Annotated in this window: 24 protein-coding genes; 7 read left to right on the top strand and 17 right to left on the bottom strand. The window is 47.3% G+C overall.

Annotated elements, in window-relative coordinates; all coding sequences use genetic code 11:
- Window positions 1-3: 3 nt before the first annotated feature.
- The 5 genes from HQ865_RS04265 to arr all read right to left on the bottom strand — a co-directional run bounded on the left by HQ865_RS04265 (window position 4) and on the right by arr (window position 11,421).
- Window positions 4-3,846: a DUF6443 domain-containing protein gene (locus HQ865_RS04265; RefSeq protein ID WP_173413698.1), complete on the bottom strand. Its 3,843-nt coding sequence runs from the start codon at window positions 3,844-3,846 to the stop codon at window positions 4-6.
- 13 nt (window positions 3,847-3,859) lie between these two features.
- A complete protein-coding gene (locus tag HQ865_RS04260; protein ID WP_173413697.1) occupies window positions 3,860-7,729 on the bottom strand; it encodes a PKD domain-containing protein in 3,870 nt (1,289 codons plus the stop codon).
- 12 nt (window positions 7,730-7,741) lie between these two features.
- Entirely contained in the window at window positions 7,742-9,055 is a 1,314-nt protein-coding gene (locus HQ865_RS04255) for a discoidin domain-containing protein (protein WP_173413696.1), read from the bottom strand.
- Between the two features lie 76 nt (window positions 9,056-9,131).
- Window positions 9,132-10,625, bottom strand: a complete 1,494-nt coding sequence (locus tag HQ865_RS04250; protein WP_173413695.1) for a hypothetical protein — start codon at window positions 10,623-10,625, stop codon at window positions 9,132-9,134.
- Window positions 10,626-10,983: 358 nt separating this feature from the next.
- On the bottom strand, window positions 10,984-11,421 hold the full coding sequence (gene arr, locus HQ865_RS04245) for an NAD(+)--rifampin ADP-ribosyltransferase (protein ID WP_173413694.1): 438 nt from the start codon (window positions 11,419-11,421) through the stop codon (window positions 10,984-10,986).
- A 244-nt stretch (window positions 11,422-11,665) separates the two neighbouring features.
- Here arr and HQ865_RS04240 point away from each other — a divergent pair, with 244 nt between their 5' ends.
- From HQ865_RS04240 to HQ865_RS04225, 4 genes are all read left to right on the top strand, one after another.
- Entirely contained in the window at window positions 11,666-12,184 is a 519-nt protein-coding gene (locus HQ865_RS04240; RefSeq protein ID WP_173413693.1) for a DUF892 family protein, read from the top strand.
- A 153-nt stretch (window positions 12,185-12,337) separates the two neighbouring features.
- Window positions 12,338-13,639, top strand: coding sequence for a (Fe-S)-binding protein (locus HQ865_RS04235; protein WP_173413692.1), 1,302 nt, complete (start codon window positions 12,338-12,340; stop codon window positions 13,637-13,639).
- A 55-nt stretch (window positions 13,640-13,694) separates the two neighbouring features.
- Window positions 13,695-14,135, top strand: coding sequence for a DUF2750 domain-containing protein (locus HQ865_RS04230; protein WP_173413691.1), 441 nt, complete (start codon window positions 13,695-13,697; stop codon window positions 14,133-14,135).
- A 22-nt stretch (window positions 14,136-14,157) separates the two neighbouring features.
- A complete protein-coding gene (locus HQ865_RS04225) occupies window positions 14,158-14,943 on the top strand; it encodes a (Fe-S)-binding protein (RefSeq protein ID WP_173413690.1) in 786 nt (261 codons plus the stop codon).
- 299 nt (window positions 14,944-15,242) lie between these two features.
- On the opposite strand, the gene HQ865_RS04220 is transcribed toward HQ865_RS04225, so the two are convergent.
- From HQ865_RS04220 to HQ865_RS04195, 6 genes are all read right to left on the bottom strand, one after another.
- Window positions 15,243-16,130 carry a hypothetical protein gene (locus HQ865_RS04220; RefSeq protein WP_173413689.1) on the bottom strand — a complete coding sequence of 296 codons (888 nt, stop codon included), beginning with the start codon at window positions 16,128-16,130 and terminating at the stop codon, window positions 15,243-15,245.
- A 1-nt stretch (window position 16,131) separates the two neighbouring features.
- On the bottom strand, window positions 16,132-16,911 hold the full coding sequence (locus HQ865_RS04215; RefSeq protein ID WP_173413688.1) for a hypothetical protein: 780 nt from the start codon (window positions 16,909-16,911) through the stop codon (window positions 16,132-16,134).
- Between the two features lie 41 nt (window positions 16,912-16,952).
- The gene (locus HQ865_RS04210; RefSeq protein ID WP_173413687.1) at window positions 16,953-17,714 is read right to left on the bottom strand and encodes a hypothetical protein; all 762 of its coding nucleotides are present in this window, start codon (window positions 17,712-17,714) and stop codon (window positions 16,953-16,955) included.
- A 4-nt stretch (window positions 17,715-17,718) separates the two neighbouring features.
- Window positions 17,719-18,477 carry a hypothetical protein gene (locus HQ865_RS04205; protein WP_173413686.1) on the bottom strand — a complete coding sequence of 253 codons (759 nt, stop codon included), beginning with the start codon at window positions 18,475-18,477 and terminating at the stop codon, window positions 17,719-17,721.
- Window positions 18,478-18,622: 145 nt separating this feature from the next.
- On the bottom strand, window positions 18,623-19,951 hold the full coding sequence (locus HQ865_RS04200; protein WP_173413685.1) for a gliding motility-associated C-terminal domain-containing protein: 1,329 nt from the start codon (window positions 19,949-19,951) through the stop codon (window positions 18,623-18,625).
- 155 nt (window positions 19,952-20,106) lie between these two features.
- On the bottom strand, window positions 20,107-20,580 hold the full coding sequence (locus HQ865_RS04195) for a hypothetical protein (protein WP_173413684.1): 474 nt from the start codon (window positions 20,578-20,580) through the stop codon (window positions 20,107-20,109).
- A 46-nt stretch (window positions 20,581-20,626) separates the two neighbouring features.
- Between HQ865_RS04195 and HQ865_RS04190 the strand changes: the two genes are divergently transcribed.
- Both HQ865_RS04190 and HQ865_RS04185 read left to right on the top strand, forming a co-directional pair.
- Window positions 20,627-21,115: an ABC transporter ATPase gene (locus HQ865_RS04190; RefSeq protein WP_173413683.1), complete on the top strand. Its 489-nt coding sequence runs from the start codon at window positions 20,627-20,629 to the stop codon at window positions 21,113-21,115.
- Between the two features lie 151 nt (window positions 21,116-21,266).
- On the top strand, window positions 21,267-22,508 hold the full coding sequence (locus tag HQ865_RS04185) for a zinc dependent phospholipase C family protein (protein WP_173413682.1): 1,242 nt from the start codon (window positions 21,267-21,269) through the stop codon (window positions 22,506-22,508).
- 11 nt (window positions 22,509-22,519) lie between these two features.
- On the opposite strand, the gene HQ865_RS04180 is transcribed toward HQ865_RS04185, so the two are convergent.
- From HQ865_RS04180 to rpsF, 6 genes are all read right to left on the bottom strand, one after another.
- Window positions 22,520-22,912: a group III truncated hemoglobin gene (locus tag HQ865_RS04180; RefSeq protein WP_173413681.1), complete on the bottom strand. Its 393-nt coding sequence runs from the start codon at window positions 22,910-22,912 to the stop codon at window positions 22,520-22,522.
- Between the two features lie 48 nt (window positions 22,913-22,960).
- On the bottom strand, window positions 22,961-23,479 hold the full coding sequence (locus tag HQ865_RS04175; RefSeq protein WP_173413680.1) for a hypothetical protein: 519 nt from the start codon (window positions 23,477-23,479) through the stop codon (window positions 22,961-22,963).
- A gap of 10 nt (window positions 23,480-23,489) precedes the next feature.
- Window positions 23,490-24,197 carry a monofunctional biosynthetic peptidoglycan transglycosylase gene (gene mtgA / locus HQ865_RS04170; protein ID WP_173413679.1) on the bottom strand — a complete coding sequence of 236 codons (708 nt, stop codon included), beginning with the start codon at window positions 24,195-24,197 and terminating at the stop codon, window positions 23,490-23,492.
- Between the two features lie 274 nt (window positions 24,198-24,471).
- Window positions 24,472-24,915, bottom strand: a complete 444-nt coding sequence (rplI, locus tag HQ865_RS04165; protein WP_173413678.1) for a 50S ribosomal protein L9 — start codon at window positions 24,913-24,915, stop codon at window positions 24,472-24,474.
- A 15-nt stretch (window positions 24,916-24,930) separates the two neighbouring features.
- Window positions 24,931-25,194 carry a 30S ribosomal protein S18 gene (rpsR, locus tag HQ865_RS04160; RefSeq protein WP_173413677.1) on the bottom strand — a complete coding sequence of 88 codons (264 nt, stop codon included), beginning with the start codon at window positions 25,192-25,194 and terminating at the stop codon, window positions 24,931-24,933.
- A gap of 5 nt (window positions 25,195-25,199) precedes the next feature.
- Window positions 25,200-25,562, bottom strand: coding sequence for a 30S ribosomal protein S6 (gene rpsF / locus HQ865_RS04155; protein ID WP_173413676.1), 363 nt, complete (start codon window positions 25,560-25,562; stop codon window positions 25,200-25,202).
- A 557-nt stretch (window positions 25,563-26,119) separates the two neighbouring features.
- Here rpsF and HQ865_RS04150 point away from each other — a divergent pair.
- Window positions 26,120-26,743 (top strand): hypothetical protein, encoded by a 624-nt coding sequence (locus HQ865_RS04150; RefSeq protein WP_173413675.1) that lies wholly within the window; start codon window positions 26,120-26,122, stop codon window positions 26,741-26,743.
- Window positions 26,744-26,865: the final 122 nt, after the last annotated feature.

Here is a 26,865-nt window from a genome sequence, read left to right as displayed (position 1 = left end):
AATTTAATAAAATAAACCTGTTCCGCCAGGACCATATTTAGTAACATGAGGAGCCCATGATCCAGGTGTAGTTATATCCCACCATGAATCTTTTAATAACCCTTTTCCTACTATATCTGCACCTTTATTCATCGGGCTAAATTCTATCAGGTTAATATTTTTAAATAGTTTTAAAATCAAATTATCACTACCAATCTCTCGAAAAGCACGGTCAATTCCTTTTCCTCTCATTAGAGCTTCTATCCGAGGGATATTATTCATAGCCCACTCTTCACCCCCTTTATATATAGGATTACTAATAGCTTTACTTAAAACGTATCTTCCAGCCAAGGATACAGCCCCTTTTAACGCCCAACTTAAAATGGCACCACCTATTTCTCCACCTGCATAAAATTTAGCAGCCTCTAAAACTAATTCACCGGGGTCGCGCCTTGTGGATAACTGTTTTTCAGTTGCAAGATACGCATCATATCGGTTACTTTCCAAATAAGCTGCCCTGCGTGCTGCCGGGTCTCCAAAATCAAATATTGTAGCTTCACTACTGATGTCACGGTCATTTGTAATGCCATTACCATTTTTATCATGATACCAAATCGCTGTTTGATAATATCGGGCATTGCTAAAGTAAAATTTGGCACTTACGCTTACAGTCGTGTTATTATTATACCTATCCTGTACCTGGACAATATTATTAGCCCAACCCGGATTAGCGCCCCATGAGTTGTTGGTATCAAAGGTTTGTGTCCCATATAAAAGGGCTGTTTGATCATTCCCATATTCATAAACATTGCTGGCATCCGAACTTGACCAGTGACCACCATATTCGGAGTTAGTCAATTTTCCCAATACCTCGTGAAATTCAGCTACTGTCAAATCTCCCATCGGGTCATTCAACATCCCCGGGTTGTTTAGAGCATATTGATAAGGCGTCCAATCATCGGCACTTTCAGCTTCCGGGTCCACCCCAACAAACCTTCCAATACTTGCATCATAATTCCTATAAAATGTTTGGTAATAATCCGGCAAATCGCCATAATCGTTCTGCCACTCGCTGCCAGCATTGTACAAATGCTTGTTGGGTTGAGAACCAGGCGTGGTAGTATTTCCCATCACCAAACCAAATGGATAATAACTATTCTCCTGCCTTACTTTAGCAATGCCACTGCCATTATCTTCAAAACTTACGCGGGAGTTACCTTGCGTATCGGTGATCACATATTCGTTGGTTAGCACATTGGCGCTGTCGCGTACGCGGCCTTCATTAGTGGCAAAATAAACCAGGCTGCCGCCTTCGTAAACAAAACCATCAATGTAATCGGTAACCTTAACAGGCACGGTGCTGCTGCCGTTAAACTGCCGCTTACGCAGCAGCGTGCCGGTAGCATCATAAGTATAGCTGATCCACTGGTTGGTACCGGCCGTTACCCTGATGCTATCTACCCGGTTCAGGATATTGTAATGGTTTACAATGCCTTTGCGCGGGTCGATGGTCAGGTTGCCGTTTACATCGTATTTGTAAGTGGCCGTATCGGCGCTGCCGGTCAGGTTTTTAAAGCCGTTATCGGTATACTGGCTGCCGGTGCCATCGGTAACATTGGTCAGTTGGTTGCCATCGTAGCTGTAGGTCAAACTGTCAATGCGTTTTACAAGGCCGCTTAAAACGCCGTTGCGTTTCAGGCTCAGGATATTGCCATTGGCATCATAGGTAAGCCCGCCTTCATCATATGCTTTATTATTCACCCAGCTGCCGCCGGCGGCTTTCTCGTAATAACCGGCGTCTGTCAGGCGGTTCAGCTCGTCGTAGCTGTAGTTATACGCTTTCTGGGCGCTTTGGGTGCCATAAGCCGTCCCGCTCCTGGTCATCCACTTTATGGCGCTTAGCCTGCCGTTATAATAAGCCGTATTGCCCAGGCCGCCATCGGCTTTGTCATATAGCAGCTCCATACCAAACACGTCGTTCACATCGGCATTGTTAGCGGTATCGGCTGCGAGGGTGGCGTTGTTCATGCTGATCAGCTGCCCGCGGATGTTATAGCGGTAATCCAATGCCTGCAGGTAATCGGTTTTTATCCTGGCGGTATAGCTTAAACTGCTGCCTGCCGTGGCATGGAAGCCGCTGTCCAGCTTAATGCTGTTCTGCGCGATGGTATTGGTAGTAGCGATAACCGTACTGCGCAGGGTAACATCGTAAGGATAGCTGGTCCCGCTGTTCAGCCGGCCCAGGTTCTTTTTGATCAGCTGGCCCAGCTCGTTATAGGCATACGCGGCTATGCGCTTGTTGATGCCGCCGTTATAGCTTTGATCGATGGCAGTTACCCGGTCCGCATGATCATACGTATAAGCCGTCTGAACCCGGATGCTGTCGCTGCCGCTGCTGATCTTTACCGTTTTGGTGAGCATAGGCTTGCCTGTAAAATCCATTACGATGGTCGATTTATCGGGCGTGCCCGACGTATGCAGCTGGTTATTGCTTTGGCTTTGGATGGTACGGCCAAAGCTATCGTAAAACACCACGTTCATCAGCCAGGTAGCTGAAATCCCCGATCCTACGGTGCGTTTCCTTACAGCGGTCAGCATGCCGTTCACCAGCGTATCTGCCGATGCCTCGCCGCTCAGGCCCTGGGGGGCATAAGCGTAGTCGGGCGTATTGGTATGCGTGATATGATAATCGTCATAATAACTATACGCCAATGGCTCGGTATCGCTGGTGGGGAAGCTGTTATTGGTATAGTACTGATAGGTGCTGCTGGTACTGCGGTCTTCGTAATAGTAGGTGTAAGTTAAACCGCTCACATAGCTTTGCATGCTGCTTAGGCTGGTATGGGTGGCATCGGTATAAATACCCTGGCTGATGGCCCGGCCTTTAACATCGTACTTGATATAGTTCCACTTATTGGAGGCGCGCAGATTAGCATCCTGCATCAGTACGGGGCGGCTCAAAGGGTCGTACACTACATACATTTCCCCTGCCGAGGGTACTTTCTTCACCGTCATGCGCCCGCGATAGTCGTAGGTCATTTTAAACAGCAGTTTATCTACTCCCGTAACCGAAAGGCTGTAGCTGTTTGCCGCCTTCATCAAGGCCGAAGCTTTGGGCGGTACGATGCAGGTTACCTGCCCGGCATCGTTATAAATATAATAGGTATTTAACCAGGTACCCGAGGGGCCTTGCTGGCGCTTCAGCACCAGCTGGCCCAAATCGTTACTGAAGGTATAGGCCTGATTGTTTTGCTCATCTTTACCATAGGTTACCATCAGCTTACCCGCGCTGTAATAGCCGCTGCTGCTGCCCGATGGCAGCCAAACCACCACACTGTCGGCAGCGGTATTGGTGCGGTAGTCGGCCGTTTTAAAATGCTGCCCGCTCACCGGCTGAAAGCCGGTGCCGATGGAGCCCACCTCGTATACCCTTTGCAGCGGACTGTTCTCGAACAGTTGCCGGCTATAAGGCGAGGTATCGCGGGCTATGGTGCTGTTCATGCCGCCGTTGTAAAAGCTGTGCTGCTCGGTAAGCGCGGTGGGGTGGAAGCCTCCCAGTCCGTCCGCCCCGGTATAGGGCAAATAGGCTTTGCTGTTGCGCCCAAGGCTATCGTAAACTACGGGCTGCACCAGGTCTTTTTGGTTGGGGCTGCCTTTTATGGCAATGCTTTGGGCTGTGCGGCCCAGCCCGTCGAGGTAAACGCGACTGGTTTGCCTGCCGTTTACGCCAAGTACAAACAGGGCGCTGTCGGTTTTTATGCCGCTCACCTTCACTACATCCGTTTGCACATAGTCGCGGGTTTGCGCCTTTGCCAGGCCCGCCGCGCAAAGCAGCGAGCCAATGGCTAATAATATTTTCGTTCTCATGTGTTTTTTGATCTTAAGATTCGGGGGTACAATTGGTGGTATCAAGCGCGAAGATGAGACTGGTGATCCCGCTGGAGGTAAGGTCGACCGAAAAACTGTAATTCTGGTGAAAGGAGTGGCCGGCAAAGGGGGTGCAATCATGCTCAACGCCGTTGTAATACACTACGGCGCGTTTATAGCCGGTGCCCAGGCTCTCGTTGTACTGTTGCCCGTCCACGCTGATAATAACAGTATAGTTGCCCGGCGCTACATATACAGTGCCCGACTCCATTTGTGCCTGCGAAAAGCTGTATGCCAGTGTACTGCCCTGGTAAAACTGCACCGCGGTTATTGTCCCCGTACCATCGCCCAAACCTGTGGCTGTTACCAGCGGGTACGAGCCGGGATCGGGAATTGCCGATGTGGTTACACTGCCGGTTATAGTTTCATCCGGATAATAAGGGGAGGAAATGGTTAGGGTGTAGTTATAGGTGGAGTAGGCCGGATAAACGTGGGATATTATACCGCTCATCGTTGTAACATGCGTAGTATCATCCCCAAAATTCCACCTGTAGCGCAAGCCGGTGTGGTTGTCTGCGTCGGGGATGCCCACATAAAAGTTCACCGTCTTATCGCTCGATGATGTGCCGACGGTAGCTGTACCAAGGTCTGCGGGATCGGCGCCGTTGCGGTTAACATACGACATGCGTTTTACCATATTATGGTCGTTGTCGAACACCGCCAGCGGGCGCCAGAAACTGTCGTAGCTGTAGTAGGCCGCTTTGCCATTGGTATTGGTTTCCGCTATTTTCTGGCGCGATACGGTGTCGTAACCCGTAATGGCGGCCTGGGCGCAGTCAGGATATACTGCCACGTCGTCGGTTAAGATGCTGTTGCCCGGCTGGTAGCTAAGGGTAAAGGTTGACGACATACCGGTAAGTGGTAATGCCTTTTGATAATAATTGTACTTGCTGCCGCCTGTATAAGCAAAGGTATAATTATGAGATGTAGCCCCGCTGGTAAGGGTAATGGTCATTGTACCGCCTGAGGATGCTTTTATCCAGATAGAAAAAATATAATTATTTGCTCTTGGCGATTTGGTGAATACGCGGCTGGGCAAATCGGTATACGCCAGCGCCAGTCCTTTTCCGGTGCGGCCATCTGCAGAGATTTCGGCAGGATCGACATCGAACGCAGTTGACGGAATATCGGCGTCATAATTCATAAAGCCCACCTCGGCCGCTGTTGCGTTGGCAAATGCCGCCGCGGGCTGCTGCGCCATCACGTCGGTTAATACGGTATTGGTATGCCGGTTGTTGTCGTTACTGGTTTGCAGGTAGCCACGATAGTCGTACATCACATCGTTTTCGGTAACGAAATACCTTGAATCACTGCCAAACACATTAGAACTAATGGCTGAAGGTGTAAAATTAGTAACACCTGTGCCCGAAATGTAACTAAGCTTGTGCGCGGGCAGGTACAGGTCATCGTATCCTGAAAAAGCAAAGGTTTTGAACTTTACCAAACTTGCTCCCACGGTGCGCAGGCTGTCGCGCTGCACCTGCTGGTAAGTTTCTACCGGGATATTGCAGTTCATCTGTTGCATATGATACAGCGCCAGGTTCACGCTGTCGGTACCCGAATTGGTGGCCGCGTAATCCTTCACATACTTGATGTTGGTAATGTTCACGCTGCCATCGCTGCTTGTCGATTGTTGTTTGGTCATCAGCTTGTGATAGGCGCTGTTATAGTAGTAGTCTACCGTGCTCTGCTTATAAAGTGTAGTGCTGTTCAGGTCATACACTTTGGTTACCACTTTGGTGGTCAGGTTGTCCACATCGGTCAGGATGTTGTACTTCGCGTAGGCGGTGTCTGTTCCGTTAGATGAAAACTTGAAAGCAGTGATACGGAATGGTGTTGCGCTGCGTGTATACGTATAGGTGGTTTTGCTTACCGTATCGCCGGCGCTGTTAAAGGCGGTTTGCCTGGTCAGCAGGCCGCGCTCAAAATCGTAATTGGTATTGTTGGGAAAAGGATAGGTGTTCTTATCGTTAGTGGCGAAACTGAGCGTGGTGCAACTTGGGCGCGCCAGGTAAACCTTAGTAGGGCGCCAGTCGGTACCGTAGCTTGTATCCCAAAAAGTTGCGGGCGTGGTGTATTCGTATCTCGTTTTGCCCGCCCCCGGCTGACTAACTGTGACCATACCGTATACAATGCTCTTGTCCTCGGGCGACAGGTCGTCTTCCGAGCGGATGGTGGAGTTTTCCCATTGGGCCTGCGTTGTACCCCCACCGCTGTAAGGTGTAGTGAACTGAAACTGCGGCATAGATAAGGCCCGGCCGCTGCCATTGCCCGAAGCATCGCTATAACTATAATCGCGGACGCTTGCTTTTGTGGTATCCGTGCCATTGTAGTCTCTTATCTGCCTTACCCGGAAGCCGCTGCCGTAGGTATAGCTGTCCGCCGTAGCATCGTAAAACTGGTTAGGCTCATATTTGAGGACGGTAAAGCCGCCTTTCGAATACTTTACGGTGTCCATCAGGCCTATCTTGGCCGAGTCGGGCACCATGAAGCGGCTTACCCCATTTATGAAGTAGGGGTAATCGAAGTTATGGACACCAGGATAAATGTTACGGTAACGCTCCAGCGTGGTATCCGAAGGGTTTACATATACCGATGATATCAGCGAGGTATTGCTGCTGCCCGTGTAATAGCCCCAATAATCGAGTTTTTTGGAAGTAGAATCGGGCAGGGAGATGACCGGGTGGTACTGTCCCCGCATTTGCAGGCCCTTATAAGTAAAGCTGTACTGATGGTCACCAACATCTATTCCCGTTAAAAACTCGCGCCCGTACTCGCTGCCATCGCGACTGTAGGGATTAGTGTAGGTGAAATTTACCGACTTGCCGTAACCCATTATCCCGCTGACTACCGTACCGATCCTCGCGTAAGGATAATAGCTGAAACCCAATACCGGTTTGGCTGTGCCGCCGCGCGAGCTTACCGATATGGTAGTTAAGTACTTGGTATACATATACTCAACGGTTTCAAACTGATAAGTAGCGGTTGAACTGCCCCCCAATGCCAGCCTGATAGGTGTACTGCGGTAGATATCGGGCGCAATGGTATAATCAAAAATGACCGAATTGCCGCGCATATCCGTAATGCTGCTTAGCTTCCAGGCGGTATAATAGGTAATGCCATACCTGTACAAGCTGTAATCACGCTTAAAGAAGCTGACTGTTCCGCTGGTGATAGTATTCTTTCTCTCAGATTCTATAACATCAAATATATAGGTAGTACCCTGATCGTTGGTGATAGTAAAGCTGCTGATTTTGCCCACCCCATCCGTATCTGTGCTTACCTTATAGTCCCGGTAGGGAGAGGCCCTGAAATGATGCGCCGAATCCAGGTACAGGCGGCATGACAAGCCCGGTGCAATTACGTTGAACTCGTCGGGTTCGGTATCAGACAGGTCGTTGAAGTTGCTGTTGATATAGGAAATGTCCCAGGCTTCGTTGGTGCAGTCGGGCCCGGTGTTGTGAAATGCAAAATTGCCGATCCCGGTGGAATTGGTGTTGTACAGCCAACCTTTCCGGTCATGGCTGGACTCATCCTTTTTCACGTCGTCGGGCAGGTCGCGCACGGTACGGTACACCGCGCCGCCAATGTTCACGTTCCAACTGATGCCAGCGTTGCCCTCTACCTCCTTCACCTTTACGCCATTTGAATTGTAGCTGACACTTACAGGTACGCTGAGAGATCCGTTGGTGACGTTATAAAGCGGGATGGTGACACTCGCCGCCCCCGTAAAGTTATTCACCGATGCCACGCCTTGCCCAAAAATACGGCAATAGGATAGCAGTATCATGCCCGTGAGCATGATGAAAATTCGTTTGTTCATAAGTTTGAGTGTTTAATGTTTGGCTGCCTTTACAGCAATTTGCCTTTTGATTTGGTTGAGTTGAGATCGCATAGCTTGAATACTTGCGCTTTGCTGCTGGTTGACCGCTTTCTGCTCGTCCACCTGCCTGTCCTTTTCGATCAGGTACAGCGTCAGCTCCTCCACCTTCTTCATGAGTAACTTGTTCATCTCGCCCACGTTCAGCCCGTTTTTTACTATTTCCTCTTCTGTTGGGATCTCGGGCAGATGGTGGTTCTGATCAATATAGGTTTTCACCGCCGAAAGCGCCGGTAATTTATAGGCTGGTTTTAACACATAGTCGCTCCATCCGGTCAAATCAACTTTTACTTCCTGACTATGGATGATACCTTTTACCGACAAGAGTTCGTCGGGATTTGTGGTACCAATGCCCACATGGCCATTGCCTTTGAAAGAGATCAACGTATCTTCGGTGGTGCTACCTAAATCATATGATCGCAATTGATATAAGGCGGCATCTTTATATAATGAATTATTGGGTGATGTATACCACCTGAATTGCCCGGGGTAGCTTACACCTGAAATGCCATTATAGTTACTTACGGCAACTTGCTGAAAGATATTACTTCCGTTGGCAGAACTCCCGGAGACCAGGCTTGCAGCCGTCACATTCCCCGAAAAGAGGCCCGATCCATCTACATGTAGCTTGGCCGATGGATTCAAGACACCAATACCCACAAGGGAATTGGTAAATATGCCAGCACTGTTTATTGGACTAACCCAGTAGTCGAGACCTGTTGATCCAGCAACGGTGGAGATAAGTTGAAATCCGGAAATAGAGCATATTGACTGACCGCTTTGTAACGCGGTAATTGTTAATCGCCAGTATCGGGCTGCAATGGAAAGCGTATAGGATGGATTAAGATTGGTGTTGCCAGTTACAGTGGCAAAATTTGTCCATGATGAATTATCATTACTGTAGTCAATAGTGTAACCTGCAGGAATATATCTGGCATCAGAACTCCAGTTTGTGCCAAAAGAAATGACATTAACCGTTAAAGAGGTGCTTCCGATATCTACCGTCATATACTGTGATGTTGTCAACGAAGTATATGATTGCGAACTCCTGTAAAGAGCTCCGCCACCGAAATTGTTTCCGTTGGTAGTGAGCGTGCCGGTAGCGGCGAGGTCGGCCATGCTGCCCTTTTGTATAAAATTTGGCCCTATTGCAGTGCCCGATAATGTGCCACCGGTTAATGGCAGAGACTGACCAAACGCATTAAATGTACTAATGATAACTAATACGGCTATAGCGGCCGCAACTTGCATTGGGGTTCTTTTTTTCATGTGATGGAAATTTGAAGATTATAAATATAAATTGGACGAATGGGGGGGAGTATACATATAGCACATTGCGCTGTGATCATTGTTGCTTATTTTTTAATTGTTGTTTAAGCTGATTTAGTTGTCGTTGCTGAGTCTCAATGGCCGTATTTTGCTCAATCAGGTACAGCGTCAGCTCCTCCACCTTCTTCATGAGTAACTTGTTCATCTCGCCCACGTTCAGGCCGTTTTTTACTATCTCCTCTTCGGCTGGGATCTCGGGCAGATGGTGATTCTGATCGATATAGGTTTTCACCGCCGACAGCGCCGGTAATTTATAGGCGGGTTTTAACACGTAGTCGCTCCAGCCGGTCAGGTCGACCAGTACTTCTTTGGAGTGGATGGTGCCGTTGACCGACAGTAGTTGGTCGGGTGTGTTCGTGCCGATGCCGACCTTTCCATTGTTTTTGATCGTCATGCGGTCTGTGGTGGTCGCGCTGCCGTCCGATGTCTGAAAGACGATCTTGCCCGGAACGTAGGATGATCCGGGCGTGCCGTCAACGATACCGACGATGCTGGCGCTGGGATTGGAGAACGATGCCCCGGAATTGGCCGCCCAAAAGCTGAACGAGCCGAGCCAGTCGCCGCTTTGACTTGCAGCCGGCGAGGCGGCCGTTCCGCGCGCCCTCCGGAAGCTGAGGTCGGTGCGGTAGTAGTCGGTAGCGGAATAGTTATAGAGGCCCAGCTCGTCATAGTAGCCGTCCTTTATCAGGCGGGGCATCTTAAGGGTGTTGCTGTTATCGTATATACTAAGTTTGGTGGACGGGCTTGTCGTGCCGATGCCGACATCGCCCGACGTGTTGATAAACATGCTGTAGCTGGCAGATGGCGAAGTTTTGAGCGTACTGAACCCGATGCCGCCCAGCGCAGAAAGGGCAAGGTCATTAGATTGCCGGGTGAGGCTGAATACGTGGTTCCCGCCGGTAGCCGCGTCGTAGCCAAGGAACCCGTTGCCCGCGTAAGCGACAACCCGGGTATTTCCGGCAACGGTCAGCAGGTCGCTCCCATCCCCGGTGCCTATCGCCACATGTCCGTTGTTTTTGATCGTCATGCGGTCTGTGGTGGTCGCGCTGCCGTCCGATGTCTGAAAGACGATCTTGCCCGGAACGTAGGATGATCCGGGCGTGCCGTCAACGATACCGACGATGCTGGCGCTGGGATTGGAGAACGATGCCCCGGAATTGGCCGCCCAAAAGCTGAACGAGCCGAGCCAGTCGCCGCTTTGGCTTGCAGCCGGCGAGGCCGCCGTTCCGCGCGCCCTCCGGAAGCTGAGGTCGGTGCGGTAGTAGTCGGTAGCGGAATAGTTATAGAGGCCCAGCTCGTCATAGTAGCCGTCCTTTATCAGGCGGGGCATCTTAAGGGTGTTGCTGTTATCGTATATACTAAGCTTGGTGGACGGGCTTGTCGTGCCGATGCCGACATTGCCGGAGTTATAATAAATATCTCCGGGGGTAGAGCCGGACCATGTTTGCGCGTTGGAAGCAAAAGAAATTGCCGAAAGCAGGATGATGACTGCCAGTGAGACTTTTTTCATGTTAATATGATTAAGCGTTGATGCAACTTCGTGTTGCATTCAACTAAAGAATGGTGAAAGAATAAAATTGAAGGCCGCCAACACGGTGTTGGTTCGGTACAAAAACGGGGACCGTAACGTTACACAACAAATATCCGGACAATCCGAAACAAAAATGGTGACACAACTGTGTCACCATTCGATGGGTATTTAGTAATGATTTATTGTGTGATCAGGTATTTATCCGGGCCGGTAAAACAACAAAGCAAATGCGTCGCAGGTCGCAGGCGAAGCAAAGAGACTGGCAGAGAAAACTTTAAAAGCCAGCCAGGTGCTACAAACCGAAATTTAAGCCTGAGGTATTACCCCTGTCAAGCAATCAATTAATGATTTTCGCTTCCGGGTTCGATCTTATTTTGGCCAGTTTGTCGTGCCAGGTTTGTAACTCTTCAGGCGTTAATCTTACCCAATCGGTTACCTCGCCAATAATTTTCAACGGTGCCTTGCTTCGGTATGACCGGGTGGGATTGCCCGGAAATTTTTTATCAGTAACATTAGGATCATTCTCAAAAACCCCGGTCGGTTCCACAATATAAACCCGCCCGCTACCATCTCCCTTAGCCAGTTCCGCGGCAAGGCCTGCGCCATTTGGCAACGCTGTGAAATAAATATGGTTCATAATTACTTCGGTGTGGTAATTAGACCTGAAGCCGGCGGTTAAAAGATCGCCAATTTGCAGATCAGCTTTTGTTCCGTGATAAAACGGACCGCTTTCTAAAACCTCTGTTTTCCCGGTTTCAATAATGTCGTCCTTCATTTATGATGCTGTTAAACGTGGGTAATATCGCCCTGATATAAAGTCAAAAATATAAGGTATCCAGTACAAAAAAGCATTTCCTCAACTATAATTTCATGGACACAATAGGCAATAAATGAAATCGTTATAATTACAACAGCAGGTTTAAAAAGATGTTAATTTAGTTTTGCAATACAGCGAGGCAAAACCCTCGCCTTACTTTGTTGTTATTAGCCTTGTTACCAAAAACAAACCCCCTGGCTTTATGACTCAACCATCAAAACAAACTTTATCTGACGATTCGTTGCGTACCGTTTTTGTAGAGCAACTAACCATCCTCTATAACGCCAAAACCAACCTGATAGAAAATCTACCGCGCCTGGTTGAACAGTGCACTTTTCAAAATTTAAAGTCGGCACTGCGGGAGGATCTGGAAGATTCTAAAACCCAAATGGCAACGCTAAAAGAGATCTTTAAACTGATGGCGGCATCGTGGGAAACGGAGAAATGCCTTGGCGTTGATGCCATGATCAGGGAAGCCCTGCAGCAGGTTAGCTATAAGCAGGATAACCATTATGAGAGTGATATGTCTATCCTGTTCTACTTGTCGGCAATTCAAAACATGCAGGTGGGCGCCTGTAAAATTTTGCATTTGCTGGCCAAAAAGATCGCCTACCAGCCTTATGCCCAACTGGTGCTGGAATGCCTGGATATTTCGCGCGATAACTCGAAGCTGATACAGTACGTGGCCGGAGAATATTTTGATATAGCTCCTGACGCTTAATTCCCATGAGATAAAACCAAAAGATTTGCCGGCCAAACCTCCCCTATTATTTTTAACCGTTTTAAATTAGGCCCAGCCTCAACATCTTTCTGTATTTTAACTTCATAATAAAAACTATTTTTCTACTTTAGCCTTAAATACTATGCATGCATAATGATAGGACAAATTATCTTCATCATCATACTGGCCGCGGCCATCTACCTGTTCAGTAAAAATGTGGCTAAAGTGCGCCGTAACATCCTGTTAGGCAAGGATACCGACCGCTCCGATCAACCCGCCCTGCGCTGGAAGACAATGGCTAAAATCGCCTTAGGTCAAACCAAAATGACCAAGCGCCCGGTTGCCGCTGTAATGCACTTTTTCATCTACGTGGGCTTCATCATCATCAACCTTGAGGTGATGGAGATCATGATAGACGGCATCTTCGGCTCGCACCGTATTTTTTCTAAACCGCTGGGCAGCTTGTATGGTTTGCTGATCGGTGGCTTTGAAGTACTGGCCCTGCTTGTGCTTACATCCTGCGTGGTTTTCCTATGCCGCCGTAATGTGCTGCATTTAAAGCGCTTTAGCGGTGTAGAGATGAAAAGCTGGCCAAAGTCTGACGCTAACTACATCCTGATCACCGAGATTTTGCTAATGACGGCTTTCCTCACCATGAACGGGGCCGATTATAAGTTACAGGCCATGCACTTCGGGCATTACGTTACCGCTGGCAGCTTTCCCATCAGTTCGCTTATCGCCCCTATCCTGCCGGGATCGACCGGGGCTTTGGAGGGTATCGAGCGCGGTTGCTGGTGGTTCCATATCATCGGCATACTGGCATTTTTAAATTACCTGCCCTATTCAAAGCACTTCCATATTTTACTGGCGTTCCCCAATACTTATTACAGCAATCTTAATCCCAAGGGTAAGTTTACCAATATGGCATCGGTTACTAACGAGGTTAAGGCTATGCTTGATCCATCTTTTGTGCCCGAAACTACCGGCGAAGTGGCCCGCTTTGGCGTTAAGGATGCCACCGACCTGACCTGGAAGAACCTGATGGAGGCTTATACCTGTACCGAGTGCGGACGCTGTACCTCGGTCTGCCCGGCTAATATTACCGGTAAACTATTGTCGCCGCGTAAAATTATGATGGATACCCGTGACCGGATCACCGAGATCGGCAATAACATCGACAAGCACGGCAAAGACCATGTAGACGATAAAACCCTGCTGGATAACTACATCACCCGCGAAGAACTATGGGCCTGCACCAGTTGCAACGCCTGTGTGGAAGCCTGCCCAGTAAACATCAATCCGTTGGAAATTATCACCGAAATGCGCCGCTATGTGGTGATGGAAGAATCGCAGGCGCCGGCCAGCCTGAATAACATGTTCGGTAACGTGGAAAATAACGGCGCCCCATGGAAGTATAGCCAGGCCGACAGGTTTAACTGGGCGGAGAAGCAGTAAGCAGTTGACAGTTAGTAGTAGCAGCCATTTACGGGCAATAAATTTAGTTTGATAGATGTTACAGGATACAGCCGCGATAGAAGACAAATACAAGCTGTTTATTGAAAAAGCAGCCGCCACAAAAATGGTGTGGGGATTGATGAGCAAGGATGGCTGGGCTAACTCCCATTCTAACGAGGACGAGGACGTTGATATCATCCCATTTTGGTCGGACAGGGCTTATGCCAAGGCTTGCGCCCGCGACGATTGGCGGGGATATGTGCCTACCGCAATTCCATTGGCCGAATTTTTAGAGAGCTGGTGCATAGGGATGGCCGACGATGAAACATTGGTGGGTGCCAATTGGGATGCCAATATGTTTGGCATGGAAGCCGATGCACTGGAGGTTGCTGCCGATATTTTAAAACAACTGAAAAGCATTAATTCATCTATAAAATTTAGAGATTACAGCAGCATAGATGAATTTTTGAACAATATAACCGAAGAAGACAATTAACGATAAGCTAAGCTTAATAACGATGCTGGAAATACCAACTATGGCCCAAATGGTGGCCCAGGGCAAAACCCCTGATATTTTATTTTGGGTAGGCTGTGCCGGTAGCTTTGATGAGCGCGCACAAAAGATCACCCGCGATATCTGCAAGATATTGCAGCACGTGGGCATCAGCTACGCCGTGCTGGGTACCGAGGAAAGCTGCACGGGCGACCCGGCCAAGCGTGCCGGTAACGAGTTTTTGTTCCAGATGCAGGCCATGATGAATATTGAGGTGCTTAACGGTTATGAGGTTAAAAAGATAGTTACCGGCTGCCCGCATTGCTTCAACACCATTAAAAACGAATACCCCGGTCTCGGCGGCAATTACGAGGTGATCCACCATACCCAACTCATTCAGCAATTAATTGACGAGGGCAAACTAAAGGCCGAGGGCGGCGAAAGCTTTAAAGGTCGCCGGATTACTTATCACGATCCCTGTTATTTAGGGCGCGGTAACGATGTTTACGAAGCGCCACGCCGTTCGCTGGAGATTTTGGATGCCGATTTGGTTGAACTGAAGCGCTGCAAAAGCAACGGCCTGTGCTGTGGCGCGGGCGGTGCGCAGATGTTTAAGGAACCCGAAAAAGGCAACAAGGAAGTAAACATGGAGCGTATGGACGATATCCTGCAATCGCAAGCCAAAGTGGTAGCCGCGGGATGCCCCTTCTGCATGACCATGTTGAGCGACGGTGTTAAACACAGCGAAAAAGAGGGCGAGATACAGGTGCTGGATATTGCAGAGATTACGGTAAGGGCTAACGGGCTGTAGGGTTCAATCTGCAACCCAATTACTCCCCGTCATGCTGAGTTATAAAAATCCGGCGGCCTCTTAATGGTTAAATGACATGCCGATGAAAGCCCCCTCTAAATCTCCCCCAAAGGGGGGGACTTTGGAACCCTCTCCTCTGGAGAGGGCAGGGTGAGGCTTCAGCGGAAAAACAAACATGTCATGCTGAGCGCTAGCGAAGCATCCCCGATACGCAGGGCGGGCATGCTTAGTTTGGGATGCTTCGCTATCGCTCAGCATGACGATCAGGAGTTCTTAAAATCTTACAAACAGTTCCTTTGCTATCTTTTAAACGCACTTGGCTTAATTTCAATATCCGGGGCATTAAATTCCGGCATGTTTTCAATTTGCTGCATCTTTCGTATCAAGGGTAATATCAGCGTGGCCTTTATTACAATGCCTGCCTTTACTGCTTTAAACGGATCGCGTATGGCATCGGCATTGGTGCCCATGCCCTCCCCGTTTTTAACCATGCCGATGATCTTGTCGTTAACAAAAAGCGGCGACCCGCTGCGCCCGGCGCTGATATAATCGCTGATAACAAAATTATTAGAAGCATCGGGATAGGTTTTGATTTTGGCTGTCCCTAAACCCTTAGACCATGTTTTGGCCCCGGTTTTAGCTTTATACACCATGTACGATGGGTGGAAGAAGTCCTCATCGGGGTAATGATCGTCCGACAGATCTAAGGAATCTACCGGCAGGGGCCTGGCTTCGTCCTTTAATAAAAAAGCCAGAACCCGCTTAAACCTTTTTTTTTGAAAGGACAAAACGGCGATATCCTCCTCGTCCGACGAAAACACATAAGGTTTTACCCGGCTGTCGTTTGCTGTCAGCAGCGGCAGTTTGATCTTTTTTATCCTGTCGGGCACTGCCGATACGGTCAATGTGATATTGGTATTCAGCAGGTGCTGGTTTTTGCCCAGCAAGGCACGTTGCACACTGTGCTTGGTGGTTACCAGGTAAACCCGGGCGCTATCCTTAAACAATATCCCGGTAGCGGTTAAAGTATCGGTACCGGCCTTAGCGCCACCCGGCCCGGGGTATACGCTTTCCAGGTAAACAATGGAGCCAAAGGCCAGGTCCATTGTTTTTGAAGACACCGACCAGCTTTGCGCCATAGATAGTTTGCAGCATAAGGCAAGCAGTAGTATAGCTATTTTTTTCATCTTATTTTTTTACAAGATTGTATTCGCCCCAAAAATCGGTGGGGAACAGTTTATAGCCCTGGGCAGGATCCGAGCCGATAATGTAGCTTTTACCATCAGCTTTTACATAGCTGTACATACCCGTTCTCACCTCCGTGAAATTAGTGCTGTACCTCGATTCGCCATCAAGCTTAATATTGTAATAAAACTTACTGAGCCTATCTCCTATGCCCAGGTATTTCAGCGGGATGGCGATTTCGCAATTAAAATTAACTCCCGCATCCAGCATAAAGCCAATCTTTATGCCCTCCTCATTATAAATAGAAAGCGTATTATCGGCTATATCCTTTACGTTGGCCAGGCCTATCCATTTAAAATATTCGGTCAGCTGCTTATTCTTCACCCTTACAAACGAGTCGAGCTGCACCCTGTCCCTTTCTACGTTTTTGGTTATTGCAGGCCGGTCTTCAACAGAAAACCATTTACTGCCCATTTTATCATAAACCGGAAAGATGATGGCAGGCGCGTTTTCCATCTTCTTTTTAGCCTTGCTGACGGTTAGCGTAATACCGCCCATGTTTATTTTTTGTACCGCGTCCTTATCTGCGGCGCGGACCGTTAAATACAGGTAAGTATCATCGTTAGTTAGGGTATAAAATATTTGCGAGGCTTTGTTATAAGCCTGCAACTGATCGCCCCACTCATCTAAACGACCATCAATTTTAACTTTATCCGGTGCACGCAAACCACCCTTTTGCACTTCCGGCAATTTTTTCTGTGCGGCTACAGTTAGGGCAAGCATACACAAACCGATAAACAAGCAGTTTTTTAGCATCATACAAATTATTGCTTTTTTGCCAGGTTGTACTCACCCCAAAAATCGGTAGGCGCGGTAGCCGTGATCACCACCGGTGGCGCAAACCGGCCATTCGGCGGCAACGGCGTTTCGTCGGGCGCATTAATTTTCAGGTGATAGCTAAATGGTGTAGCTGGCAGGTTAAGGTATTTTAGCGGGATAGCCAGTTCATAAGTATAAGTCAACCCCGTATCGAAAAGGGATACGGCTTTAATACCCTCTTCGTTATAAACCGAAATAGCCGGGTCGGTAATCGGCTTTATCCCTTTAATATTGATCAGCTTTGATTTGTTTTGCAGCAGTGTGTTCAGCTCCCCCACAGGTACCGGGCCATCATGGGCCTCGCTTTTTTCGTTATTCATCTTAGCAAACATATTGGTAACCGCCGACATATCCGCACCGCGCAACACCGGGTAGGTAACCATGACCGCCTCCGGATCGTTCTTTTTGATGATGTGGTTAATGCTTAACGTAATACCGCCGCGCAGTATCTTATCTACAATATCGCGGTATTTGCATTGTATGGTAAGGAACAGCCTTTCGTCATCGTTGCTGATGGCGTAATAAATTTCGGTGGCCGTATTATAGGCTTGCAGCTTGCCCTCCCATTCGGTCAGTTTACCGTCGGTTTTCATATCGGCGGGGGCGCGCAGGCTCACTTCCTGTTTATTAGGAAGCTTCTGCGCCTGTACGGTGGCAATCATCAAACATAAAACCGCAGTCTTTCCAATCGGCAGGGTGTATTTCATAGCATTATTTAGCTAAGGTGTACTCACCCCAAAAATCGGTAGGCGCGGTAGCGGTCATGGGCATTGGCGGAGCGGGCGGGCCATCATGCCGCATCGGGGTTTCGTCGGGCGCGTTAATTTTCACGTGATAGCTAAATTGAGTAGCAGGTAGGTTGAGGTATTTTAGCGGAATAGCCAGTTCGTACGTATAGGTTAGGTCTTTATCAAACATGGATACCGCTTTGATGCCCTCCTCGTTATAAACCGATATCGACGGATCGGTAATATCCTTTATCCCTTTAATATTGATCTGCTTCGATTTCGCTTGCAGCAGAGTGTTCAACTCGCCGAGCGGGACAGGGCCATCTTTGCCATCATTTTTAATATTTGTAGCCCTGGCAAACATATTAGTAGCGTCAGACATATCCCCTCCCCGCAGCACCGGGTAGGTAATGGTTACGGCTTCAGGGTCGTTCTTCTTGATAATATGGTTGATGCTTAACGCGATGCCGCCACGCAATATTTTATCTACAATGTCGCGGTATTTACATTGTATGGTGAGGTAAAGTTTAGCATCATCGTTACTGATGGTATAATAAATTTCGGTAGCGTTATTATAAGCCTGCAGCTTGCCGTCCCATTCGGTTAGTTTACCATCGGTTTTCATATCGGCTGGTGCACGCACGCTTACCTCCTGCTTGCCGGGTAGTTTTTGAGCGTTAGCGACGCTAATTGCCGATAAAAACATAGCGGGTATTATAATTTTAAAAGTCGACTTTTTCATAGGATGCTGACAGGTTAATAATAGTTGCTCATAAAACTAAATAATTAGTTTAACTAAAACAATAGGCCACAAAAATGTTGCAGATAAATTTAGATTTAGGCGATCTTTTAAATCAGCCGGTGCTTTTGCCAGGCGGCACCATGGTTCATCTTATAATGGTAATATAACCGGATACGATGGTTTTGTCAACTTCGATAACATAATAATAAGCCCCGGCAGGCAGCGGGTGGCCATTACTTGTACCATCCCAACTTTTTGCATAACCGGCAGATTGAAAAACTAATCCCCCCGTGCGGTTATAAACCTTCAGCTTGCAATCGGGGTAATAGATAAGCTGGGGAATTTTCCAGGTATCATTAACGCCATCGCCATTTGGTGTAAACGTATTGGGTACCATAATGGTAACTTTCACTAAAATATCGGCTTCGGCTGTACAGCCATCATTGTTGAATACGGTTAATTTATATTTAGTACTGACGGGCGGGCTTGCCATTGGATTAGCGATAGTGGCATCGCTTAAACCTATGGCCGGCGTCCACATAAATTTGCTGATGTTGCCGTTTATAACAGGTTGCAATTGCAGCTGGCCGCCATAGTTAGTGGTTAAGTTGCCGGCAAATTTAACTGTTGGAACTTCGCTGACGCTAACGATCAGCAAGGGCGAACTTACGGGCAGTACGCAATTGCTCAGGTCGCCAATGGTGCAACTTACCCTATCCCCATCATGCGGGTTGTTAAGTGTGTAGGTTGATTTGTTATCGCCAGCATCCTGGCCGTTTAATTGCCATTGATAAACCATGCCGGGACTACTTCTGCTGCTTGAGGCCGTGTACGTTACCGGGTGGGCGCCGCAAAGCGGGTTCTCTGAAGCGCTTACCGTAACGGTATGCAATGCCGAGGGTTTAAGCACGGGTACTGTTACCGTCATGCTATCGGCAGATGTGGTGCAGAGATCAAAATTGGTAACCTTTAATTTTAGCTTATCGCCCGATTTTAAAATGCCGGTATAAGCAGCAGAATTAACACCCGCGTTCGCCCCGTTTATTTGCCATTGATATAGTGCCTTATCATGCGCGGCGGGAACATCGGCCATGTAAGTAACCGTCTCACCCTCGCAACCGAAGTTTGGTAAGGCAATGATAGATGATATGACAGGCGCCGGCCTGGGGCCCACCTCTATCGTCTTTTTTACATCAAGGCGCCCCCGCCAATATATCTCAAAATTAAATGTACCGCGCGATAGGATCAGCAGTTTATCGCCGGTATACTTAACACACGAACCGGTGATCACCAAACTGTCTATATAATAGTTACCATTAATTATAACGGGGATTACCTTCATACAGGTGTCTATCTCCGGCGGCATGGTATAAAACAAACGACCGCTAAAAGTTTCACTACCCCCGGCAACCGGATAGGATGTTGGTGTGATCACTATTTCCTGCGCGTAGCATCGCCCCGCGATAAAAAACATCGCGAGGAAAAACCACAGTCGGCAACGTGTCGTCAACAATACTTTAATTTTAGCTTAACCGGTTATACCAAAATTAAGACTATCAAAAAAGCAAATGGTGCGCTATATATTCCTTTTTGTATTGCAGAACATCAGCCGGTTAGGTGTTTTTTATATCACAACCGCTGCGTTTTAAAATACAGCAGCGCATTGCGCAGGCTATCCACCTGCTCTGGTTCCATATTTTTTACAGGGATGGTTAGGGATGTAGCCATCGAATCCACATCTCCCTTACGGTCGTTATAGGTTTGTACAATGATATCGTCGGCTTTGGTAGTGATGCGGATGAGGCCGCTGGCAGTGGTGCCGATGTAATCCAGATCGTTAAAGGCATGCAGCTGGCACGAGTAGTATTCCTGCTTGCCGTTCTGATAGGTTTTACGCAGGCGAAGAAAGTAGCCGTCGGTAAGGTTTAGCTCCCACTTTTTCAGTTTTACCTCGTTAGATGGATCGTAAACACGGGTGAGCAGGCGGTTGCTCCAACTCAACAGTTGCTGGGCATCGGGGTCGGTTTTAAAGCTGTAAAGCAGCAAACCGGGCAACAATAAAAACGACAGTTTAAAGGTTTTTTGCAGAACTGAGTTTACCATGACAACAATAGCGTAAACGAAGTTAATAATTTGAATAAATTTGCACATGCAATTTTCTGAAAATTCGAGGGTTTGGATCTACCAGAGCAACCGTGAACTATCGGCTGCCGAGACTGAACAAATACAGCAGCAACTCAACAGCTTCGCCACCGGCTGGACCGCGCACAACCACCAGCTAAAAGCCAGGGGTGAAGTGCGTTATAACCGCTTCATCATCCTGGTTGTTGATGAAAGCCAGGCCGGCGCCAGCGGCTGCTCGATAGATAAATCCGTTCATTTTATGCAGCATTTGGAGCAGGAGTTTGGTATTAATTTGTTCGACCGGTTTAACCTGGCCTACCGCGAGGGAGAAAAAGTACTCTCGGCACCGCGACTGCAGTTTGAGGAAATGATCAGGCAGGATACCATCAACAAGCAAACCATTGTATTTAACAACCTGGTGCAAAACCTGGGCGAACTGCAAACCAAATGGGAAGTGCCGTTTAAGGATAGCTGGCATATCCAACTGTTCGCATCGTTAGTTGCAGATAAATAAACACCGCTTTTAATGTTAAGAAAAAGCCAAATTTTTTAATATCAACCGCAATATTTAATCAAAACTTAACATAAAGAAATAACCAGCTTAAATTAGCTGCGGATATTTGCATCGTGATCTGCAAGGCGTTTAACCCCACGATAACGATATCATGAAATTGCTCAACCCGTTTAAGCAATATCTCCTCACCCTCTTATTTATTCTCACTTTCGCGGCCCCGTCCTTTTCCTTTTCAATTTTGGCGCACGAGGCTATTATAGATGCCGAATGGCTGGGACACATCCGCCCGCTGCTGCTTAAAAAATACCCTGGCTCAACAGATGCCGAACTGGATAAGGCCCATGCCTTTGCCTACGGCGGCTCGCTGGTGGCCGATATGGGTTATATGCCATCGGGTTGCCCCTACTTCACCAACCTGCTACATTATGTACGCAGCGGCGATATGGTGATGGCGCTTATTAACGAATCGCAAAACGTGAACGAATATGCCTTTGCCCTTGGCGCCATGTCGCACTATATGGCCGATAAATACGGGCACGCGCTGGCTACCAATGTTTCGGTACCGATTGTTTATCCGCAATTAGAGAAAAAATTTGGCAGGGTGGTAACTTACGATAACGACCACAGCTCGCACAGCAGCATCGAATTTGCTTACGATATTATCCAAACCTATAAAGGCAATTATGCCAGCACCGCTTACCACAATTTTACCGGCTTCGAAATGGCTACACCTGTTTTAGAAAGGGCTTTCCTGAAAATTTACGGGCACAGCCTTTACAGCGTGTTCCCTAACTTTCAAAAGGCTATCAACAACTTCCGTTGGGGCGTACGCGAGTTTTTCCCCGAGCTGGCCCGCACCGCCTGGCAAACCGACCCGGAGGGCACCCAGTTATCTATCGACAGTATTAACCAAAAAACATTTACCAGCCGGATGCCGAAAAATGCCTTCGATAAGCAATTCGGTAAGGATTACGATCGTACTGGTCTGTTGGCCCGCGGCGTTGTGGCTGTAATTAACGCCCTGCCCAAAATAGGCCCGCTTAAAAAGCTGAACTTTAAATACCCCGGCATAACCGCCGAGGAACTGTATATGCGCAGCATGGACAGCATTATGGTAAACTATAACATCGCCCTGCAGCATGCCGCCGAAAATACTCTCGCTTTAGAAAACATCGATTTTGATACCGGCAACCGAACCGAACTGCACGAATACGGCCTGGCCGATAAAAGCTACGCCGATTGGATACTGAAGCTACAGGAGGATCACTTTGCCCATATCACCCCGGCGGTACAAAAGGATATCCTGGCATTTTATAGCCAACCCAACCTTAACATTCCTGATAATAAGGCACGCGAAGCATTGCTGATACTGAGTATGATTGCGCCTAAGTAAATGCGGGCAAATTACAGGATAAACCCGTTGTTATTCTGAAAGTTGTGCACCTTGATCTCGAACATCTCGGCAATGCGGCTAGCGCGCCATTTAGCTTCATCGGCCTTTTCGCCGGTGAACAATTCGTCAACCGTTTCGGTAAATAGCTTTATCCAACGCTCGAAGTGTTTGTGGCCAACCGGCAATGTTGCATGCGGCGGGAACGGGCGGCCGGTATAAGTATGTTCGCCCAGCAGGGTGGTTTGCCAAAACTGGTACATTTTTTCCAGGTGCTGCGGCCAGCGGTCTTCTATCCGATCGTGAAATATGGGGCCAAGCAGGCTATCAACCTGTATTTTACCATAAAAGGTATCAACCAGTTTCTTGATATCGTCGAGGGTTAATATGGGAGTTTGGCTTTGCATGGTTAGACAAAGGTAGTTACTAAAATGTAGTTTGAAGTAATTAGCAAGTCATGATACCTTGTAAGATCCTATCGATTTAATAAATTCCTCTCGTATCCTTTTATTTCGCCCAAACGAAAACGGGAAATAACCGCGGAAGCCTTCAAGGTTTTGCACATTAATAAAAACAACACCTTTATCAAACAATATGGCCATTTTACTACCGGCAAGCCATTTACCTTGCTTATCGGCAGTTATGTAGTGCGCGTTATTCCTGTATAAAATCCACCCGTCTTGTTCTATCTTTTCTTTTAAACTCTTCCTAAGTTCTGTTACGTTTCCATAAAAAGGGACTTTTATCAATTTATCGTTTTGATATATAACATCAATTATTAAATATAACAGGCCTATAGTTACTGCCATACCTATTTGATAATTATGGGATTGATAATACTTTGCATCAAGTATCAAAACTATAACAGCTCCAATTAAAGGTATCGGCAGTGCGTAATGACCAATAAAATCAGAATCCTTCCATTTAATTTTTATGGATTTTACCGACTTATTAAAATCTATGTCATCAACCATAATATTCCCTTTAAAAATCCAAAGGCCCCAACCTCCGCATATTCTTCAATATCAAATACTGATGATGTGCCACCCTGTCACTCGGGTTAGTGGGCGACCATTTCAGCGGATCAGGGAAAATAGAAGCAATAGCTGCCGATTCGCGTTTGGTGAGGTTGGCGGCATGTTTATGGTAGTAGTTTTGCGCGGCGGCTTCAATGCCGTATATGCCATCGCCCATTTCTATTTCATTTAGGTACACTTCCATAATGCGTTTCTTGCTCCAGAATAATTCTATCAGCATGGTAAACCAGGCTTCGAAAGCCTTGCGCACGTAGGAACGCCCCGGCCACAGGAAAACGTTTTTAGCCGTTTGCTGCGATATGGTGCTACCCCCTATCAGTTTATGGCTATGCGCGTTTTTATCAATAGCGCGTTCCATGGCTTTAAAATCGAACCCGTAATGCTCTAAAAACTTTTGGTCTTCGGCAGCCACGGCAGCACTTTTCATAGATGTAGCAATAGAATCGAAATCAACCCAGCGCTTATCTATCTTCCATGGCTTACCGTCAGCTTTACGCTCGAAGCCCCGGGTGATCATCAGCCAGGTGACCGGCGGGTTTATAAAACGGTACAACAGTACCCAAAACACGCTGAGGCTGATAAACAGGATCAACGCAAGTTTTACAATACGCCAGATGAGTTTCCAGATACCTCCTGTTTTTACACGCCGTTTCATTGTCCGAAAATAATTTTTTATTTCGGATTTTTAGAATTTAACCACAGAGGGCACAAAGAGAGAAGCACAGAGGACACAGAGAAAAAGCAGGTCATGCTGAACTTGTTTCAGCATCCCATCATACAGGTAAGGATGCAAGGTTTAACTATGCAAGTGGGATGCCGAAACAAGTTCGGCATGACCGCCTGGTAAACAAAAAAGGTGTCCAGCTTTCGCTAAACACCTTTTTATATCTTAAGCCCTCTCCTTCGGGGAGGGTTTGGGAGGGGTCTGATTACTCAGCTACCACTTCAAACGGAACCTGTACCTTCACTTCTTTGTGCAGGTTAAGGTTAGCTACATATTCGCCAACCATTTTAGGCTCGGTCTCGAAAGTAATGCGGCGACGGTCAACGTCGAAACCTTGTTTTTTCAGGGCATCAGCTACCTGGATGGTATTGATAGCACCGAAGATCTTACCGCTTTCGCCGGCTTTAGCGCCGATGGTCAGTTTTACACCTTCCAGTTTAGCAGCAACAGCATCGGCATCCTTGCGGATCTTTTCTTGCTTAAATTGCGCTTGTTTAATGTTTTCGGCCAGTACTTTACGTGCTGAAGGAGTGGCTAACTGAGCGAAACCCTGAGGGATCAAAAAGTTACGGCCATAACCTGGCTTTACGTTCACGATATCGTCTTTCTCGCCCAGGTTTTTAATATCTTGTTTTAAAATAACTTCCATTGTTAAACCTCCCGATTATTTAAGTGAATCTGTAACGTAAGGTAATAAACCAATGTGGCGTGAGCGTTTAACAGCTTGTGCCACTTTACGCTGAAACTTCAGTGAAGTGCCGGTTAAACGACGTGGTAATAATTTACCCTGGTCGTTAACGAACTTTAAAAGGAAGTTAGCGTCTTTGTAATCGATATACTTGATACCGTTCTTTTTGAAACGGCAGTATTTTTTACGGTTATCGTCCACCTTGGGAGCAGTAACGTATTGAATTTGTTCGTTTGCCATTTTAATTATGCCTCCTCGGTTTTAGTAGCCGGTTTCTTGTTGAATGCACCGCTGCGTTTTTTCTCGTTGTAAGCTACGGCATGTTTGTCCAAAGCAATGGTCAGGAACCGTACAACGCGCTCATCACGCTTCAACTCGATCTCCAGTTTGTTAATTAATTCACCCGGAGCCTTGTATTCAGTAAGGTGATAGTATCCTGTCGATTTCTTTTGGATAGGATACGCAAGTTTTCTCAGACCCCAATTATCCTCCTGGATAATTTCGGCTCCGTTAGCAGTCAGGATACCTGAGAATTTGGCAATTACCTCTTTCGCAGCATCTTCTGATAACAACGGGGTCAGAATGATTACGGTTTCGTACTGTTGCATTATTTAAATGATTTTTACTTTTTACCCGCCTATAAACGGGGATGCAAATGTAGTAAGAATATTTTTATAATCAAATAGATAGGTGGTTTTTGTTCTTATGCTCTTGTTACCTCATCCTGGGGTGATGCGAAGCATCTCTCCTTCCTACGTCATGTTGAGCGATAGCGAAACATCCCCGGATTGCATATCTATATTGCATAGTCGCTCTGCTAATTTGGAATGTTTCGCTATCGCTCAACATGACGGATTAGGAGCATCATCAACGAAATCAAAAAATCAACGCAGATCAAAGGTTCAGACAAGTTTGAAAATGAACGTCAGTATTTCATGGCGGCCGGTAGCCCCGCTATCCGTTCCAACTCCGCGCTTCCCAATGCACAGGCCGTGCAGGCTTGCGGGGTTTCCACTCCTATCGCGTTTAGGTTGAACGGTTCGTACATAAATGTAGAGACGCATAATTTGCATCTCCCGATAACGCACCCTAAGTCAACATCAAAAATCTCTTTACCATTACTATTAACAGTAAAATATTATATTTGGTAAAAACATTATCACACATGAAAAAATATTTACTACTACTTATTCTACCGCTTATCCAACTAACTGCCAGGGCGCAAACCACTATTGGTCCTGTTGAAAAAAAGATAACCGATAATATTTGCAATTGCCTGGCCAAACAGGATTTTTCGACCATAACATCAAAGGAAAAGGCGACGGAAGTTTTCACCAATTGCCTGATGGAGAACATGGACCTGCTGCCTGCCCTTGCCGAAGAACGGAAAATAGACATGACCGACCAGGAAGCCATGCGTAATGTGGGTATCGATATCGGCAAAAACCTGCTGAAGCAAAAATGCGAGTCGTTTTTGAAATTATCTATGCTGATGGTAAAAAAAGAAAACAATGGCGAGCCGCCAACTATCAGCGCCAGCAGCACCACCGGCACCTTTAAACGCATTGACAACAAGGGTTTTAATTATATTGTAATTACCGATAACAGCGGCAACGAAAAGTCTTTCCTGTGGCTGAAACAATTCCCGGGTTCCGAAGCCTTTATGGCTACACCGGTAAAAGCTACCGGCAAAAAATTAAAGATTACCTGGCAGGATATGGAAGTTTACCTGCCACAAGCCAAAGGTTATTATAACGTAAAGGAAATAACAGGGATAGAGATCCAATAATTACCGGAAAATAATTGTCATCCTCAGTTAAAACCCATGGCATGTAGGGGTGCGATGACGCGTAGAAACTAACAAAGGTTAATACTCACCCGGTCGTTGCTTCGCTCGACCACCCTCTCTTC

The sequence above is a fragment of the Mucilaginibacter mali genome (assembly GCF_013283875.1).
Lineage (GTDB): Bacteria > Bacteroidota > Bacteroidia > Sphingobacteriales > Sphingobacteriaceae > Mucilaginibacter > Mucilaginibacter mali.
Note: the sequence above shows the minus strand (reverse complement) of the source record. Positions and strands in the feature narration are given on the sequence as shown.